This is a genomic window from Mesorhizobium sp. M0244 (genome assembly GCF_040321795.1).
In the GTDB taxonomy this organism is placed as follows: Bacteria; Pseudomonadota; Alphaproteobacteria; order Rhizobiales; family Rhizobiaceae; genus Mesorhizobium.
On record NZ_JAMYSE010000044.1, the window covers coordinates 25,669 to 42,846 of the forward strand.

Consider the following 17,178-nt stretch of genomic DNA (forward strand, 5'->3'; position numbering starts at 1 on the left):
GCGGCTTATTCTACGCCGACTTGCTCGCCTTCGAAACTCACGAGGATCAGGAACAATGTTGCCCAAACCAAGTTTGGTGGTCTCGGAGGTAACGGCAATGCGAATACTGAGAACAATCTTCGGTCGGTTGTGGCGATCGAAAAGGAAGTCGCCGCCGGACCTTGCGTCGCCTGTCGACGCGATCATTCGGCTGCTGAAGGAGAAACCATCACCTGCTGCAAAGAAAACGCATGGCCATCCAGATCAAACTGGCGGCTGATCGGCGCTGCGATGCAGGATCGTGGCGACGGAGCACACAGCATCAGGCCTGAACTCGCCTATCTGCGGCTTGCGATCGTCAATGTCGTCTACTTCGGTGTGCCTGGTTGCGGCGGTCACAATTGGTGTTGATCGATACCGGGTGCCAATGTCCGGAAGACTATTGTCGATATCGCCGAGAGAACTTTTGGCAGTGGCGCCCGACCGGCTGCCATCCTGTTGACCCACGGCCATTTCGGGCGGCGGCGACGGCAGAGAAGGAGGACAGGGGTGGTGCCGGTCAACCAGGACGTCAGTTCTGGCCGGCAGATGTCGACCTCTCTGTCCGCGCAAGGCCCCGCACGGCGGCCACTCCGCGTGGGAAGCCGCTGCGGTTGCTAAAATCCTGCGGTTGCGCGCGGCCGCGAGCGTGCCGGGCGCTTACCGTTTGGGCGCTCAACCAATCGATGAGCGTCACACCGGCGACGAGGACCAGAGCAAGGCCGACGTTGTCACGTTTTGCATTGTCGCGCCGGAACGCCGGCAAGAGTGTTGCTATGTCGAGCGCGTCACCGGCCACACGGCTCCAAAGCCCTGCCTGTTTGTCTACCGACAAGGAGAGAATGCCGCTGCTGACTTCCCGCGCCCCGTAGGCACGGATGATGCTCTCTTTGCCGCGCATGCCGAGTGCGCGGGCGATCCGCTCGGAGGCCACAAGCTCGCCGACGCCCAGCGCTATGCTGAACCAGCCGAGTTTGCGTGCAAGCATATTGGAGGCTGCGAGCGCAGTCGGCCCAGACTTTACGACCTTGGGGTCGCTTGGCGATCTGCTGAGATTGCCGAATTTGGTAAGCATGTTCATGGCTCTCCTAGGGAGCCGAAGGCCTTGCCCTGATGCAGCCGAATAAGGGTCAATGTTCTGCCGGGACATCAGTGATCTTCTTCCTATGTACCCACAAAACAGGCTGGCAGGCCTATCTGACCTTCACATCCAGCAATCGCAGCTAGCGCCAAGGCAGACCTGGATATTCGAGGGAAAGTTGCCCCCGACATGGACACAGGGATTTTCAAATCGGGATCGGCAGATATGGATATGGATGTCAGGCGCTGGGTCCGGATGTGTCGGTGCACAAGCCGCGAACAGGACACGAGCTTTTTTGCACCAGAGCTGGAACAACAGCGCCGGGGCAAGGTTTGATGCCTGCAGCCGTTGTCCTCCCAGCTGCATGATCGGGTTGTCCGATCGGCCCGCGCCTATTCCCGGGGCGCGGGCCATGTCAACGACATACATATCCTGAAAATCCTTTGAGGCGGCGAAAGCCGAGCCGTCCCGTTGAACCAGATCCGTGGCCGCCGAGATAATGCGGTTGCGCGCTGGGAACAGTGACAAGCCGCCTCAGTCGCCCACGCGCCAGCGTGCTGGAGCTTCTCGGCGAAGCGTCGGCGTGGACACTGAAGGAAAGAGGCGATCACCTGCGCGATGGGCAGCCGGCTGCAACGATGGGCAGCAATCCCTGATCCATTGCGCGCGAGCCGTGAGCAACCCGCGTGGGGTGACAGAGATCGGTGCAGACTGGAACAGCACAACGTCCGCCAAACTCGAAGTGCCCACGGGAACGCGCGCCTTGCTGGCGGTTGCCGGATTGCGGATAGAGTCGGCGGAACTGGGCCTGAGCCAGGTCGACGTTGGACCGAGGCGATTGGGATCGCATTCCGCATAACGCCTTTGGACTCAGAATGGCAGAACGTCATAAAGTGGGGCGGGTTCGAACGTCGGGGAGGCCGCTTTATCTGTAGACCATCCATCGAATCAGGCATGGCGCAGATCGAGGTTCTACGACCCATATTCGGTTCCATTCGTCGGTCGGTATGCTCAGAAGTCGAACTATCGCTGAACCAGGTTGCCGCTTCAAAGCACAACCATTGTCAATTAGTGTAGCCGCCCTGGGGCGAGGTCGCATCCGACATTAGCGGGTATGATCGAAGTCTACGGCGAGACCACAACTGACCGTTGGCCAGCGACCATGTTTTCGAGCTCACGGTCCGAAATCGAGGGCGTCGGAACGATTTGCCTCAGCGCTCTGAAGGCGAGCTCTGTCGATATCAGGCGGTGGCGGCGACTGCGCGTGCCGACATATTGTTCGATAAGATCTTCACGCCGTCGCACGACACACCTCCAAGCCAACTTCACCCATATTAATTGCGGAAGTTTCTCAGATGCGCATTCACATCGGTTAACCGGACCAAAATAGACGCGGCTCGACTTAAGATTGAGCAGTTCGTTCCAACATTCGCAGGACAAGCGAATTGCCGGCCATGGTGAAGGAACAACAAGGCACTGGACTTGTTAGAGCCGTACATCCATCGATAGCTTTCAACAGGAGATGAGAATGGTGACGAGGAGAAGATCACAGGGCAGTTCCAAGGGCTTGGAAGACCTTTTCTACGATGGTCTGAAGGACATCTACTACGCCGAACGGAAGATTCTGACCGCCTTAAAGAAAATGGCAAAGGGCGCAGAGTCCGAAGAGCTGAAGGCCGCGTTCGAAAAGCATCGAGCCGAGACAGAAGGTCAAATCGAGCGCCTGCAGCAGGTTTTCGACGCGTTTGGCAAGAGGGCCCAGGGCAAGACGTGCCCAGCGATCGATGGCATGATCGAGGAGGGGCAGGAGATTTTGGAGGAATTCGGAGACGCTCCAGCATTGGACGCAGGGCTCGTGGCTGCAGCCCAGGCCGTCGAGCATTATGAAATCGCGCGCTACGGCACTCTTGTGACGTGGGCGGGCTTGCTCGGCCTAAGAGACGCAGTCCCACTTCTGGAACAGACTCTCGAAGAAGAAAAAGCCACCGATGAGGCGCTCACCCAACTCGGCGAAACTGGCGTCAACGAACGGGCAATGCAGCAGGCCGCGTGAGGTCGCGTATTGCTGGGGTGGCAATCCGAAATTTGCATCTTCTTGAGCAGCGCAATGAGCGAATTCGGATTGGCCATTTCCTCTGTCGCTTGCCTGTCGAGCACACGTGTTTTGGCACTAACCGCATTGTACTGCTGCGCGCATCCAATGTGGGCGCGCCGGTTACGCTCAGCGAAAACACGAACCCCGCTGCGCGCGCCTATATCGACGCAGCAAGAAGACTTGAGGGCGAGGACCTGCCGGTCATCCTGCTGCCTTTCGAGCGGAGGGGCCTCCTCGACCGGCTGTTGGAGAGGAGGGCAGCATGAACCTGCTCGACATCTTCAAGCGCCGCGGCAGCGCGCCGGTAGCGCGCGAGCGCTTGCACTGCTGTTGGCTTACGAGCGCCGAAGCCGCAACCAGCCCGATCTCGTCTCCGTCTTGCGCGAGGAGATCATGGCCGTGATCGCCAGGCAACGCCAACACGTCGACGTGATGGCAGCCGAATCGAAATCGACGAGCCGACCGAACCTGGCAATGGGCGATCGCCGAACGCAAGTGCTTGCGCCATCCCTGGCCGTCAGGATGCCGGTATGAACGAGGAACCGGCTCGTCGGCCCGCGGCAGATCCTTCTGGCATCGACAGCTTTTTCATGGGTGGTTTCGAGTGTTCCTCGCATCGTCGTGCCGACGGGGTGCGCCTTGATCTGATCCGTGCGACCTCACATGACACCCATGCATGCGGCGACTATCGCCGCTGTGCCGAGCTTGGGCTTCGCACGATCCGCGACGGCTTGCGCTGGCACTTGATCGAAACAGCGCCGGGAGTCTTTAACTGGTCGAGCTGGATGTCGGTGATCGAAGCAGCCCAAGCGGCCGGGGTGCAGGTCATCTGGGATATCTTCCACTATGGTTCGCCAGACCACGTCGACCAAGGTGGCCCGGGCTTTGTCGAGGCCTATGTCCGTTTCGCCGCGGAAGCTGTTCGGGTTCATCGCTTAGCCACCGGAGTGGCTCCCCTGGTATGTCCGATCAACGAAATTTCGTTTTTTGCGTGGGCGGTGGAGGTCGGCTATTTCCCGCGCGTCGGGCAGGACAAGCGCGGATGGTTCAAACGCCACCTTGTCAGGGCAGCGATCGCCGGGGTCAGAGCAATGCGGGAGGCCGAACCGAGTTGCAGGTTCATCTGGGCTGAACCGCTCATCCATATTGCTCCTCGTGACCGCACTCGCGCCGAGCGGCGGCGCGCCGAAAATGCTCGTCAGGGCCAGTTCGAGGCTTACGACATGCTGGTCGGGCGCGCGGAGCCGGAGTTGGGTGGCAGCGAGGACCTTGTCGACGTCATAGGTCTCAACTTCTATCCGCACAACCAATGGTATTTGAATGGGCCAACGATACCGATGGGGCACCACGAATACCGGGCGCTTTCGGAAATGCTGGTCGAGGTCGACGAGCGCTACAAGAAGCCGATGTTTATTGCCGAGACCGGCGCCGAGGGGTCAGGACGGCCGGCTTGGCTCCATTATGTTTGCGACGAAGTGCGCGATGCGATGAGCCTCGGCGCACCTATTGAGGGCATATGCCTGTATCCGGTGACGGCCTACCCCGGTTGGGACAATTCGCGCCACGCCGAAGTCGGCTTGTTCTCCACCATTCATGCGGACGGCTCGCGCACTCTTCACAAGCCGCTTGCCGACGAGTTGGAGCGCCAGCGCCGATTGTTCGAGGCTTTCGAAAACGAGCCAGCAGGCGCGGTATAGCCCCGCCGATACTGCGCCGCGCTTTAACTGCATCGGCTACGCGGTAAGCCTAAATCTGCCCGCCGAGAAAGATCTTGGCGTCCGTGGCCGCAGCGATGAACGCCTGGCGTGCGACCCTTGGCGACTTTTCGCCGCGGATGAGGGCAAGGCACGCCTCGATTGTTGCGGGTCGGTCGCCGCGAACGCAGCTTAATCCCGGCGCATCGTTCACTCCGCCGCCTCGCGCTGCGTCGGCATCTGCCCGATGCCGTTTGCCGGCATGCTCTTTTGAATGCGTGCGAACGTCGCCAAAGCCTGCCCGACGACCTGATCCATATTGTAATAGCGATATGTCGCCAGACGTCCGACGAACCAGACCTGTGGGCACGCCGCTGCCAATGCTTCGTAGCTTTTGTACAACGCCTCGTTTTCGGGCCGCGGCACCGGGTAATAGGGATCTCCGATGTCCGAGGGGTATTCGTAGGTCAGGCTGGTCTTCGGACTCTTCTGTCCGGTCAGATGCTTGTACTCGGTGATGCGGGTGTAGTTTTCCGTCTGCGGATAGTTGACGACGGCGACCGGCTGAAACTCCTCGCAATCAAGCGTCACGTGCTCGAAGCGCAGCGAGCGGTAGGGCAAGCGACCCAGCTTCCAATCGAAAAATTCGTCGATTGGCCCGGTGTAGATCATCCGCTGGAACGGAATCTTGTCGCGAATCTCACGATAGTCGGTCTGCAGCATGATCTTGATCTTGGGATTATCCAGCATGCGCTGGAACATGCGCGTATACCCGCCTGCCGGGATTTTCTGGAAAGTGTCGCCAAAATAGCGATCATCCCGATCGGTCCGCGTTGGCACCCGCGCTGTGACTGATTTGCTCAACTGGGAAGGGTCAACACCCCACTGCTTCCTAGTGTAGCCGCGGAAGAATTTCTCGTAGAGCTCCCTGCCCACGGTGCTCACGACGACGTCTTCGGCCGTGCGGACTTCTTCCACCGTCTCTCGCCGGGAAGCGAAGAACTCCTGCAGCTGCTCGGATGTCAGCTTAAGGCCGTAAAGGCGGTTTATGGTGTCGAGATTGATCGGTATCGGCAGCAGCTTTCCGTCGACCAGCGACAGCACGCGGTGTTCGTAAGACCGCCATTCGGTGAACTGCGACAGGTAGTCGGCGATCGATTGGGCGTTGGTGTGGAATATGTGCGGCCCATAGCGGTGGATCAGGATCCCCGCCTCGTCATAACAGTCATACGCGTTGCCGCCGACGTGATTTCGTCTGTCGACGATCAGGACGCTTTCTTGTCGTTGCGATGCGATGCGTTCCGCCAGCACGCTGCCGGCGAAGCCGGCGCCGACGATCAGCCAGTCGAACATGCTCACGCTCCCCTCAGCAACGGCACGACGCTCTGCATCGCGTAGGCGCGCTGGATGTGGGCCGCCATCGCATTCCAGGTCTTCTCCCAGGACATGTCGGCGAGGTAGGCGTCGACTTTCTCCACCAGAAAATCGCGGGGACGCGCCAGGATGGATCGAAGCTTGGCTTCGACATCCTCGGCGTCGACAATGTCGACTAGGCCTTCGGCGCCATAGGTGCGTACGACGTCGACGATCGCCGTGGAAACCACCGGCAGTCCTGCCGCCAGGAATTCAGGAGTCTTTGTCGGACTGATGTAGCGTGTCGCCTCATTGAGCTTGAAAGGCATCCAGCCGGCACTCCAATGCCGGAGATAGCGTGGCAGGTCGGCATAGGACTTGCCGCCCAGCCAATGCAGGTTGCTTGCCGTGGGCAGCCTCGCCGGATCGATCTTGACCACAGGGCCGAGCAGGACGAAATGCACGTCCGGCATTGCCGCAGCCGCCTGCGCTACCAATTCGACGTCGAGCCGCTCGTCAATGACCCCGAAATACCCCACTCTCGGGTGAGGTATGTTGGCCTGGTCCAGTGGGTCCTCACCCGGCTCTCTCGCCTGATGGAAATGTGCAACGTCGATGCTGCTTGGGAAAGGAAAGATCGAACGATGCAGGCTTCGCTTGGCCTCGTAAAGGCTCTGCCCGCCCGTGAAGACGATATCGGCACGTTGGAACAGCGCCTTTTCCAGCTGATTCAACTCTGCGGGTGCGTTCTTGAACGCGGAGAGTTCATCCATGCAGTCGTAGACGCAGACGTCATAGGCGAGATGGTCGCTGAAACGTAGCGCCATGGGCGTGTAATACCACGCGGTCAACCGTTCATGCGGCGTCGAGGCGACGATCTGGTCGACGAATCTGCGCTGGAGCGCATCCGCCTTGGTCGCGGACGTGCCGACTGGAATAATCGGCGTCACAATTCTGATCGTAGGTGAAACATCGTTCACCCGCATCGAAGCGTGGCGCCTTTCGTCGAAGATCGGCTCTTCGAAATAAATTAGCTGCTGCTGTTTTGAGGCGAGCGTCAGAATGTGTTGCGGTCTTTGGAATACGAAATTCCATCGGAGGTGGGAAAAGCAAAGTAAAATTGATGACTGTACAGGAATATTTGGTGTTAGGGGGGTGCCCACCGCCATTTCCATGTAGAAATCCTTGGTTGCAGTTACAAGCTGCCTCGATTAACATACGTTAATCAAGGCAGCTTCGAATGAAATTCGCAGCCATCTATATAACTTCCATCCCGATAAGTTGTTCCATAGCGCCAAACTGTCTCGGGCGAGGCCAGCGGTCCGCTCCACTCCGGCGATGGCTCGACAGAGAAGGGCAAGCCGGACGACGCTGCATCCGGCTGACATGATGGCCGCTCCAGAAGCTGAAGCCCCGCGCCGTGCGTGATCTCACCCAAAATGTGGCGCATTGCCACAGAACGGTTGAAATCGTTCAATCGTTCAACAACCGTTCATGGGCGGAGTTATAAATAAGGCCTGCGAATCGATTCGGCTGAGTCACGCAGACGGTCCAAATGAAAGGGGCCCGCGAAACGGTCGCGGGAATGCTTGTGAATGAAGATCGACTTTGAAACCAACGTCTTCCCGTTGTTTCACCCGCAGGCCGTGGATGATCTGAAGGACCCTTGTCCGGTGTTCGACGGCACGCTCTGGCACGTCTTCGGCTCCAGCGGCACCGTCACAACCGAGAGCTGGAAAATCCTCCACGCCACAGCGCCGGATCTTTATGGACCCTGGACAGAGCACGAGGCGATCGTTTTGCCGGTAACCGGATCGGGCATTGCGGCGCCCGGCGTCATTCATGAGTGCGGCGTCTTCCACATGTTTATCCAGACCGAATTCATGAAGTCCGGCGGACGTTGCGAGCACGCGGTCTCCAATGACGGCTTTCATTGGGTGGTGCTCAATCCGGCGATATTGTCGCTGCCCGACACCGATGAGGACGGCATCTACGATCCCCACCCCGCAATCATCGGAGGCAAGCGCTATATCGTCTATTCAGGCATGCCCAAATTCACCAGGGTGCCTCAGCCTGATGTCTATCTGGCGCGCAGCCAATCCGATTCTTGGTTCGGGCCATGGAAACGTCTCGGCAAGATACTCGATCATCTCGACGTGCCGCATCACAATGCGCGCGAGCACCCCGATTACGAGTGGGGGATAGAAGGGGCGCAACTGGTTGAATTGCCGGATGGCCGCGTGCTTCTCAACGCTACCTGCTTCCTCCCCGACGGCCCCCGTGGAAGCCGTCAACGCGTTTTCTTTGCTATCGCCGATAGGGTAGAGGGTCCTTATGTCTCGGTCGGCCCCGTCCTTGATCCTGGCGAGCCAGGAGAGAATGGCCATTCGACCGTAATGATCGAAGGCCGGCAATTGACTTTGTTCTACCAGAGCAGACGCGAGACGACGAACCACCGCTGGCGATATGGTCTGGCCAAGTGCGACTTGGATCGGCACATACTTTCCAGAGTTGCCTAGAGAACGTGATCCAGGATCATAGCCGCTGGGCTACCCACCTCGTCCAGGTCGCGTTGCCCGACGGACGCCGGCAAAACCCAAGACGGCACAGATTAAGCTCGCTCATCACAATGGTGTTGCCAGTCGCCGTTTCTGATCGATCGTCGCCAAGTGATAACCAGTGGCTAGATGTCCTAGGCTGATGAATAGCCAGTCGGCGAAGCCTGCGACGAGGCAGCTTGGGAGTATGAAATACATCAAGGTAAGCTGGGTCGCCTCAGATAATATATATAAATTCTCTTCGAAATCCTTGGTGAGACCAGTCGTGCCAATCGATTTCTCAGCGTCGGTGGCGAGATAGCCGCAAGTCTGACAATTGGATGTCGATTTGGCTAAAATGAAAGGAAGCAGCTGAAATTGGTTCACTATTTTTCAAACCGGGGTTGATGATATCAACCGGTTTTGATCCTGAGCAGGATATCCTGATCGTAATTTCCAAAGCCCTTGCCGAAAATGTTGATGCCGCCGGGGCGTTGGGCGTCGTCCTTAACGCCGATACGAATACGGATTGAATGATGGCTCTTCAGATCGAGTGCAACAAGGCCGGTTTCGGAAATCCTGACGCCGTCGACATAGGTGCCGTCAGTGGCAATTCGCCAGTTCTTCAGCTTGCCGTATTGCGAGCCCTTGAGCTTCCACCAAGAAGGCGTGAAGACGCCGCGCTTGTCGCCGAAGTCGCCCGGCGACGTCCAGGTGCCGACATCGACGCCATTGATCGTCAGCGTGATGTCCGAGGGCCAGTCGGCGCTGGTGCCCGGAACCTCCGAGGACAGCTCAATCGCCACTTCGAGTTCGGTGATCTCGGCATTGGCGAGCTTGGCATTGTTAGGGAACTGGTATTCGACAAAGCCGCGCGTGAACCACAGCAGCCCGGCCTTCATGCGGGCTGGATCGAGGAAAGTGTTCGGCACATCGAGCAGGCCGATGATGCCGTCCGGCGAACAAAGGCCGCAGGGCGCGGTAACCTTGAAACCGGTGTAGAGCCCGATCGGCATCGACACTTCCATCGCGTCGTTTTTGACCGCACGATATTCGCCCTTGAACACGACGAGCACTTCTTCGGCCGTCGGGTAACAGATTTTCTGATTGCCTTTCTTCGCTTTCCGGTTCTCGGTGCGGATCAGCCCCGCATCCTCTAGCACCTGGATATTGGTCGAGACGGTCGATTGCGGCAGCGACAGCACGGCGGCGATTTCGTTGACATTCATCGGCCCCTTCTCATGCAGCAGTTTCAGCATCGAGATACGCGCCGAGGAGGCAAGCCCCTTGAGCACGGCAATGCCTTCCTCAGGTTCGATCACCAGAAAATTGCGACTCATGAATTTGCCAGTCTATGCTCGTGGAAGAAGTTATCGCCTCGCTAAATTCGTGTTCTGTAAGCTTGCGTTGGTGGGCGGGACCGTTGCAACGGCGTTGAACGAAACGCCGAGCCGGCAATTTGGTTACATGAAAGGGGCTACACCTTCGGTACGCGTTTGAAGCCACGCCGCAACAAGGATGTTTGGCGACAGGTCTAAAATTCCTTCGCCGCGCAGGTCGGCAAGGCACGCCTCGATTGCAGCAAGCCGCGAGTCGCACCGGGGCTTCGGCCAATCCTTCAGCAAAACTTCGGCCGCGTCGGATACCACGAAAGCGGTCCCTAGAGCTGCGGGCCTGGCGAACTGATCGCATTGCTGTTCCGTCCGTTTCCTTTAGGTTCTGGAACACGAGGTCACAATCAAGGTTCGGCGGCCGCAGCAATGTTTCCCTCCCATGCATGCTGCAGATCGGTGCGCTCCGATCGACCCTCGCCCCCCTCGGGAAGCCGCGGGTCTTCGCGGGGACAACTCTTGTGGCGCAGATCACGACACGCGCGGTGCGCCCCTTTCGATGCAAAACGCAGGTCACGCGGAGACGCATCGGCCGGCAAGTCGCGCCTGTAGGAGCACAACGGCCAGCAGAAAAAAACCGCGGATGACGCTCTGCCAATAGGCTGAGAGGGAAATCCAGCCCAGGCCGTTCTCGAAGTTCAGCACATTGAACAGGATGCCGAGCAGCAGCACCCCGGCTAACGTCAGAACCGGTCGGCCGCTCTCGTCCCGGACTTCCAGAATATTTGTCCGGTCTAGACCTTTCAGTGCCTCCTTTCCCAGGCCTATCAACCCCTGGACAGCGGCTTGGCGCGCCCCGTCAATCCCTTCGTAATCCAGCCCTAGAGAAGATGCTCGTGATCGCCGCTGTCAAAGAAAAGTCGGCTTTGCATTTTCAAAGCCGAACCAGGGAGCGCTCATTGTCCCGGGAGAAGCACAGCAGCCGTGAATTACCGGCCCAGCGGCTGCCTAGACAAAGAAACGAGCTCTGCTTCATCGACGATGCCGGCCATGTAGTTGGCTATGATACGCGAGGCTCTCGCTTCCCGTCGGTCTTCCGGCTCACCATCGACCTTCAACTGTTCGAATACGCGGCTAAGCAATGCCAGCTCTAAGGGGCTGAAATTGCCTGCGCTCTTAGCCTTCCCGACAATTGGCATAATTCAATCTCACCTGCCGCGGTACAATCCGCACCAACACCCTTCAGGATTGGCCAAGTATAACCGTCGATTTCAATGTCCTGGCAAGACGGCAGCGGGTGGGCTGGGAGCGGGTGGGCAGACCGGCCGTGAGGACGCGTCACACCCGATGAGCGCCGGACGCGCTCGTCGCTAGCCGGCCTGAATTGGTTTGCCCTTGTTTCTCGGGGGCAGCTTGGTTTCCGCGTCCGCAGGAATCGGCTTCGATGGCGATGTTTCAGCACTCAGTCGCTGCTCGCGCAATCGCGCAGTTTTCGCCTGGCGTGCAAGACGCTCGGAGTCGGTCAATGTGCGAGCTGCGATTGTGGAGCGCTCATATCTTTCCTTGTCGATCCGTCGGGTGCCCACGCTTTGCCCTGCCGCTTTTGCTTACCTCGATGGCCCGCGCCTCTCGAAAACGCGGGCCGATCGGGCCTCCGATCTGCCAGCACGTGAGGGAGCACCGCTGCCGGCACCGAACCACCATTGTGGCATTGTGTTCCTCTGCCTCCAAGAAAAAACCGGTAGATGCGAAAGCTGAACGTGAGAGCCCGGTAGCGGCGTCGAGCGGGGGCCTACGCGGGCCAGTCAGGAGCTAGGGACCTGCATATCGCGCCGGCGCCATCGGTTCGGGCCGACCACAATTCGCCTGGCTCATCCACATTCCTTAACGGCGGCCGGAACAATGCGTCCGACTTAAGTTCGGCTGCAGTCACGGTATTAGACCGACAAGAAACTGCGTTCCCGGGCAGGGTGGAGACGCCGAATCCGATCCTTGCCCGCGCGCTGCAGGCCATAAGTGGCGTCGAAGGCGAATGTCAGGAAAAAATGCACTATTTTCTGACACATGAAGACCATCGTTTCATCAGTCCCGGACCGGATTTTGAGGCGCGCCCGGAGCAGCGGACGCGGAGCGTTTCACGCCCAGCGATTTTCTTGACCTGGCGGGACGGTCCGCGATCGATCAGGCGCGCTCGCGCCTCGCCAAGAGCGATAGGTTGCGGCGTCTCGCGCGCGGACTTTACGATTTCCCGAAACTGCAACCAAAGCTTGGGCCCCTTTTCCCAGCGCCCGATGACGTTGCCCAGGCATTGGCCAGGGAGACGGGCTCTCATGTGCAGGTCGCCGGCCCTCGCGCGGCCAATGCGCTCGGTCTGACCAGCCAAGTTCCCGCCCGAGCCTCATATCTCACGGATGGTCCATCCCGTCGCGTGGTGCTCGGAAAACGTATCATCGACCTCCGCCATGCGTCGCCCAAACACCTCATAGCGCCGGGGAGTGCTGTGGGGACTGTCGTTCAGGCGTTGCGCCATCTCGGGCCCTCGCGGGCCGCCGATGTCGTTCAGATCGCGTCGCGCCAACTGTCGCTGAGCGACAAGAAGAGGCTCGTTTCGACCGCCGTACAGGGACCGGCCTGGATGCGTCCGATACTACGCGCAAGTGCCGACACATCATGGGGCGCGTAACGGGGCTTGTTTCAAATCAGGATAGATCGGCCTCTGTTGGACTGTTCCTGGAGGATGAGCAGGGCTGGCAGGATGACTGCCAGTGCCGGTGACGTTATCCCTTGATCGCGGGGCCGATGATCGAATGAACGAAAACGGCGGTGCAGAAAGATTAAGATCACCAGTTGCGGGAGCAGGGCAAGCGACGCGCCGGCCATCACCAGTCCGGTGTTGAGGGCACGTATGTTTCCGCATCAGAAGCCGACGCCTACGATCTTTACGCCGATACGATCGGCGAGCTCGAGCAAATCGGAATAGACCTCGGGATCCCCTGTCAAGTCGAGTGACGCGCCTGACTGTACCAACATCTTTGCCGGAATTCGATCGCCAAATAGCGTCACGGCGAGAGCCCGGTCGTCCTGCCGAGAAATCCAGCAAAGCCCTTGGATATCCGGGCACTGGGCGTGAATAGCTTCGGCCCATATGCGTGTTGCGGGATAGAGGTCCTTCTCGGTGTCTATGATCTGGCTGCGTTTGATGCCGAGTTTTCTAAGCGCCGTGACGCTCAGATCAGCCAGCACCAGATCGCGCCGTGGCGACACTTGCGAATAGACTTGACCCGCCAGTTTCACCTTGTCGTAGGTCTTCAGGCCTGCTGCGAATGGCACATCATGAAAGACAGTTTCCATCGCCGCACAGTCAAAGGTCGTGCCACCGTACAGAGTTGGGATACTTGCCCCATTTGCATTCTTGATCGGGCTGAAGCGGGCGTTGCCTTTGAAGCCTGGATTGAACTGCGCGCCGGCATAGAGATTCAAATGAATGCGATGGATGACTTGGTCCACCAGCCAGGTCGTTCGAGTAATGGTGCCCTGTAAATCGTTCGATGGAACGGGAACTTGAGTCGTCGGTTCCCGTCCTATCTTTGATTTAGCCATGGGGTGCGCCTACCAGCTCATCCTCGGCGGCTGCAAGAACACGCTCGGGGTCTGAGGCGAGCACATCTTGCGGACGTTTGCCTCCAAGAAAGCTATTGACCGATGCAAACCAATAGGCGAGCCCCCAGTCATCCTTTTTCCTGTGCAATACACTCAGAACCTTAGCGAGCGTTTTGACAGGCCGATATCCAGCGGCAGAATCCAGAGCATAGCCAGGAAAATAGTCTACGCCCCGGTGCCGAACTGCGAAGATCCGGCCTTCTTTTTTCCACTTGTTTGGCTGCGCACTTGGGTTGCTTGTGCTGAACCCTGCCATTGTCGCGATTTGGGGAGCGGTCAGCCAATCGCCGCTTTCCAGCACTGCCCCTCTCGCCTCGGCCGTCATCCGCGCTTCTATAAGCATATGCTGCGGGGGCGGTACGTGAGGGACCAGGGCCTCGATTATTGAGCTTATGGCCTCGCGTTGGTGACTCATCAGGATCGTACGAACCAGAGGCGCAATGCTGACGAGCGTGGCCGCGAGGCTGCGCACAGCGGGTTCACTCCCATGCTCGAACGTTAGTGCTATGACCTGCTCCGCACTTAGCCGATCAAGTTGGTCACCAACCTGCTTCGGCGTTCCGGTGATAGCGCCAAATCCCGACAGTTCAATGGTCTCATTGGTAGGTGCCATGATATCCCGCTCCCTGGGTGATGAGCACAGTTACATATATAGCACCATAACCAGTATCATCAAGACCCCTTCTGAGGCCCTGGCTGCAGCTAAGGCGGTGGGGGTATTCGCGTCCAGGCTCGCTGATGAACTGATAGCTTTCAGAACGCGGCTATCTGCTTAGCTCCGTTCTGCGCACCAGCGCGTCCCGATGACAGCCAGGCGAATGCCGGCCGTGCCGCCGACGCTACCCCTTGACCGCCGAGCCGACGATCGAATCCACCAAGAAGCGCTGCAGGAGGACGAAGAGCACCAATGGCGGCAGCACGGCAAGTGTGGCGCCGGCCATCACCAGTCCGGTGTTGAGAGCACCTCGGTTGTAGCTGAGCAGGCGGCTCAGGCTGATAACGATCGGATAGTCCTCTGCAGTGCCCTGCAAAACTGTCAGCGGCCACAGATAGCTGTTCCAGTGGTAGACGAAGGCAAACAGCGCATGAGCTGATTGCCCGTACAGCCGAGGCGCTCTCGAAACGCGGCATCGAGCTGCCGGTTTTCGCCTCGCCGACAATTGCCGGCGTCACACTGCACGACACCGACGTCATCTATGGCGTTTATCGCGAGAAAATGCTGGAGGCGCAGAAGAAGCATCTGCCGACCTTCCAGGCGACCATGCGCGGCGAATGACAACCCGGGGAGGCCACGCAAGTTGCGAGGCCTCCCGAAGCGGGTAGTCAGGTCGCGATGCAGGCCGGCACCCCTGCGATCCGCTGGATCCGGTCACCGTGTGCTTCGGGTGCGAGGTGAAAGATCAGGGGGAGCCATTTCCACGGACAGCGGCGAACCAGCCACAATGGCAGGGATCCGAGATTGCTCGCCATCTTGGATCCCTTCTTCGCGGCTCATACGTTGGTGAGCGGCTTGCATCTCCGGAACGGTGAAAACCGGCACCTCGCCCTTGAAACCTTGGAGCTCAAAGGCGCCCGCCTGGACGACCGGCATCGATGCTCCTGCCGCAAAACCGGGACCAAGCACCAGGGGGATGCCCAGCTTCTTGGTCGTCGACTCGAGCCGTGCCGTGCGGTTCACCGGCGAACCGATCGCGGTGTAATCGAAGCGCCGTTCGGAGCCGAAATTGCCTACCGAGCAGATGCCGGTCTCGATGGCGACGCCGATTTCGATGGAGGGGTGGCCGTCCGCGGTGAAGGCGGCGTCTTCGCGCTTCACCCGCTCGATCAGGGCAAGGCCCGCGTCGAGCGCGCGCTCGCGATGATCCGGCTGATCAAGCGGCGCGTTCCAGAAGGCTAGCACCGCATCGCCCATGAACTTGTCGATGGTGCCGTCGCGCTTGAGGATCTCATCGGTCGCAATGCCGAGGAAATGGTTGACCACCGTTGCGATCTCTTGGGTATCGAGCTGTTCGCTCATCGTCGTGAAGCCGCGTATATCGCTGAGCAGGATTGTGATCTCGCGCTTCTCACCGGACAGGATTGCTTCGGTGTCCGAGCTTGCGAGGCGCTGCACCACGGAGGGCGACAGATATTGGGAGAACTGCCGTGCCAGGGTGGACCGGCGCTGCTCGCTGCGCCTGTAGAGGACATAGCCTTCGAAGCCGGCTACCAGGATCGTCGCAAGCGCCGGCTGCAGCGGGTCATAGAGTGCGCCCTGCAGGCTGTATTCGAGAGCGCCGAACACGAAGGGCGTGACGGCCAGCAGCGCCAGAGCCAGGGCACCAAGCACGACACGCCCGGCGAGCACTCCGGAAAGCCCGATGAAAACGACGGCACCGAGGACAAACCAGAGCCGCTCAAGCGTACGTGCGTGCGTTGGCTCTGCAAGATAGCGCCCGGCAAGCATCTGGCCGATTGCATCGGCGTGGATGTCCGCCCCCGGTCGCGCTGGACGCGTCGGGGTGGGCAGGTACTGCGTCAGTCCCACGGCCGACAGATCGACGATGGCGATGGCGTCCCGCAGCCGCGGATCGCCATGGCCCGAAAGGATAGTGCTGGCAGATATACGCGGCGTATCGGTGCTGGTTTCCCAGAGGCGGATGCTCCCCTCCGGCTCGAGCGGCACAATGGCGCCGGCCATCCTGAGTGCGTCAAACCCGGCGGCATTCATCCGGGCTATGTAGCCGTCCTGTCCGGCATAAAGGCGCAGGAGCTCGAGTGCGAAGGACGGCCACAGCTGCACGCCTTGAGCGGTGTTGCGAAGCCACAGCAGCGGCACATGGCGCAGTTCGCCGTCGGGATCGGGCAAGGTGCGAATTACGCCGAGGCCTGCGGCAGCGTTCGAGAATTCCGCAAGTGAGCCGGTCAGGCCGGTGAAGCCGGGAAGTGTGTCGGGTACTTGCCCGACGATCGACCAGCCGGCTTTGGGCTCTGCTTCTGAAACCGTCGCCTCGTTGCCCAGGCTGACGGCAAGTGCCGTTCGATTTTTCGCCAGTGCCGTTGCCAGGCGCTTGTCTCCGGCGATGCCCTCAGGCGAGGTGTCGGCCTCGGGCAGCACCAGCGCAAGCCCGATCACCGCGGCACCGGATTCGGTGATACCACCGACCAGATCGGCCAGTAGGCCACGGTTCCAAGGCCATCGCCCATGTGCCTTGAGGCTGGCATCGTCTATCGAGACGATCACGACGGGATTGCTCGTGGCCTGGCGCGGGGCGAGAAACTGGTAGAAGTCGTAGGTACGCTCACGCAGGCGCGACAGCGGCCCGTCGAAAGCCAAATGGCAGGCGAGCAGCAGGAGCACGACCACAAGACCGGATATTTTGCGTCTGGCAGCTTGCCGCCAATCGAACAATGGGCTCATGCCGGTCGG

At 59.5% G+C, this 17,178-nt stretch carries 17 protein-coding genes and 3 pseudogenes; 9 read left to right on the forward strand and 11 right to left on the reverse strand.

All coding sequences use genetic code 11. The features are described 5' to 3' along the window. The first annotated feature begins 129 nt into the window (after window positions 1-129). A complete protein-coding gene (locus NKJ08_RS23210; RefSeq protein ID WP_352527422.1) occupies window positions 130-390 on the forward strand; it encodes a hypothetical protein in 261 nt (86 codons plus the stop codon). 160 nt (window positions 391-550) lie between these two features. On the opposite strand, the gene NKJ08_RS23215 is transcribed toward NKJ08_RS23210, so the two are convergent. Then, window positions 551-1,099 carry a hypothetical protein gene (locus tag NKJ08_RS23215; RefSeq protein WP_352527423.1) on the reverse strand — a complete coding sequence of 183 codons (549 nt, stop codon included), beginning with the start codon at window positions 1,097-1,099 and terminating at the stop codon, window positions 551-553. Window positions 1,100-2,627: 1,528 nt separating this feature from the next. On the opposite strand from NKJ08_RS23215, the gene NKJ08_RS23220 reads away from it, so the two are divergent. The 5 genes and pseudogenes from NKJ08_RS23220 to NKJ08_RS23235 all read left to right on the forward strand — a co-directional run bounded on the left by NKJ08_RS23220 (window position 2,628) and on the right by NKJ08_RS23235 (window position 4,891). Next, window positions 2,628-3,152 carry a YciE/YciF ferroxidase family protein gene (locus NKJ08_RS23220; protein WP_352527424.1) on the forward strand — a complete coding sequence of 175 codons (525 nt, stop codon included), beginning with the start codon at window positions 2,628-2,630 and terminating at the stop codon, window positions 3,150-3,152. A gap of 131 nt (window positions 3,153-3,283) precedes the next feature. After that, window positions 3,284-3,460, forward strand: a pseudogene (locus NKJ08_RS23225) (septum site-determining protein MinD); the annotation flags it as partial. Then, window positions 3,457-3,614: pseudogene (minE, locus tag NKJ08_RS39065) on the forward strand (cell division topological specificity factor MinE); the annotation flags it as partial. The pseudogenes NKJ08_RS23225 and minE, both read left to right, overlap by 4 nt. Further along, window positions 3,588-3,728 (forward strand): hypothetical protein, encoded by a 141-nt coding sequence (locus NKJ08_RS39070; RefSeq protein WP_502896249.1) that lies wholly within the window; start codon window positions 3,588-3,590, stop codon window positions 3,726-3,728. The pseudogene minE and the gene NKJ08_RS39070, both read left to right, overlap by 27 nt. After that, on the forward strand, window positions 3,725-4,891 hold the full coding sequence (locus tag NKJ08_RS23235) for a beta-glucosidase (RefSeq protein ID WP_352527425.1): 1,167 nt from the start codon (window positions 3,725-3,727) through the stop codon (window positions 4,889-4,891). The genes NKJ08_RS39070 and NKJ08_RS23235 overlap by 4 nt, the downstream gene beginning before the upstream one ends. A 49-nt stretch (window positions 4,892-4,940) precedes the next feature. Here NKJ08_RS23235 and NKJ08_RS23240 read toward each other — a convergent pair whose 3' ends face one another. From NKJ08_RS23240 to NKJ08_RS23250, 3 genes are read right to left on the reverse strand one after another with little or no spacing between them, the layout of a single operon-like run. Continuing rightward, window positions 4,941-5,102: a DUF982 domain-containing protein gene (locus NKJ08_RS23240; RefSeq protein ID WP_352527426.1), complete on the reverse strand. Its 162-nt coding sequence runs from the start codon at window positions 5,100-5,102 to the stop codon at window positions 4,941-4,943. After that, window positions 5,099-6,241, reverse strand: coding sequence for a UDP-galactopyranose mutase (glf, locus tag NKJ08_RS23245; RefSeq protein ID WP_352779177.1), 1,143 nt, complete (start codon window positions 6,239-6,241; stop codon window positions 5,099-5,101). Before glf ends, NKJ08_RS23240 begins: the two co-directional genes overlap by 4 nt. Before the next feature lie 2 nt (window positions 6,242-6,243). Continuing rightward, window positions 6,244-7,191, reverse strand: coding sequence for a glycosyltransferase (locus NKJ08_RS23250; RefSeq protein ID WP_352783492.1), 948 nt, complete (start codon window positions 7,189-7,191; stop codon window positions 6,244-6,246). 645 nt (window positions 7,192-7,836) lie between these two features. Here NKJ08_RS23250 and NKJ08_RS23255 point away from each other — a divergent pair. Next, window positions 7,837-8,760 carry a glycoside hydrolase family protein gene (locus NKJ08_RS23255; protein WP_352527430.1) on the forward strand — a complete coding sequence of 308 codons (924 nt, stop codon included), beginning with the start codon at window positions 7,837-7,839 and terminating at the stop codon, window positions 8,758-8,760. A 431-nt stretch (window positions 8,761-9,191) separates the two neighbouring features. Here NKJ08_RS23255 and NKJ08_RS23260 read toward each other — a convergent pair whose 3' ends face one another. The 3 genes from NKJ08_RS23260 to NKJ08_RS39075 form a co-directional block, all read right to left on the reverse strand. Then, the gene (locus tag NKJ08_RS23260) at window positions 9,192-10,118 is read right to left on the reverse strand and encodes an ArsR/SmtB family transcription factor (protein ID WP_352783495.1); all 927 of its coding nucleotides are present in this window, start codon (window positions 10,116-10,118) and stop codon (window positions 9,192-9,194) included. A gap of 123 nt (window positions 10,119-10,241) precedes the next feature. Then, window positions 10,242-10,427, reverse strand: coding sequence for a DUF982 domain-containing protein (locus tag NKJ08_RS23265; protein WP_352783498.1), 186 nt, complete (start codon window positions 10,425-10,427; stop codon window positions 10,242-10,244). A gap of 255 nt (window positions 10,428-10,682) precedes the next feature. Further along, window positions 10,683-10,988, reverse strand: a complete 306-nt coding sequence (locus NKJ08_RS39075; RefSeq protein ID WP_502896242.1) for a hypothetical protein — start codon at window positions 10,986-10,988, stop codon at window positions 10,683-10,685. Between the two features lie 17 nt (window positions 10,989-11,005). Here NKJ08_RS39075 and NKJ08_RS23275 point away from each other — a divergent pair, with 17 nt between their 5' ends. Together NKJ08_RS23275 and NKJ08_RS23285 are read left to right on the forward strand one after the other, a co-directional pair. After that, a complete protein-coding gene (locus NKJ08_RS23275) occupies window positions 11,006-11,263 on the forward strand; it encodes a hypothetical protein (protein WP_352527438.1) in 258 nt (85 codons plus the stop codon). 910 nt (window positions 11,264-12,173) lie between these two features. After that, window positions 12,174-12,792 (forward strand): annotated as a pseudogene (locus NKJ08_RS23285) (DUF6088 family protein). A gap of 233 nt (window positions 12,793-13,025) precedes the next feature. Here the strand turns inward: NKJ08_RS23285 and NKJ08_RS23290 are convergent. The 4 genes from NKJ08_RS23290 to NKJ08_RS23305 all read right to left on the reverse strand — a co-directional run bounded on the left by NKJ08_RS23290 (window position 13,026) and on the right by NKJ08_RS23305 (window position 17,169). Further along, window positions 13,026-13,709, reverse strand: coding sequence for an RES family NAD+ phosphorylase (locus NKJ08_RS23290; RefSeq protein ID WP_352783500.1), 684 nt, complete (start codon window positions 13,707-13,709; stop codon window positions 13,026-13,028). Next, entirely contained in the window at window positions 13,702-14,382 is a 681-nt protein-coding gene (locus NKJ08_RS23295; protein WP_352527442.1) for a hypothetical protein, read from the reverse strand. Before NKJ08_RS23295 ends, NKJ08_RS23290 begins: the two co-directional genes overlap by 8 nt. Before the next feature lie 226 nt (window positions 14,383-14,608). After that, complete coding sequence (locus tag NKJ08_RS23300) at window positions 14,609-14,800, reverse strand: hypothetical protein (RefSeq protein WP_352527444.1); 192 nt, start codon at window positions 14,798-14,800, stop codon at window positions 14,609-14,611. A 338-nt stretch (window positions 14,801-15,138) separates the two neighbouring features. Further along, window positions 15,139-17,169: a CHASE2 domain-containing protein gene (locus tag NKJ08_RS23305; protein ID WP_352527446.1), complete on the reverse strand. Its 2,031-nt coding sequence runs from the start codon at window positions 17,167-17,169 to the stop codon at window positions 15,139-15,141. Window positions 17,170-17,178 lie beyond the last annotated feature (9 nt).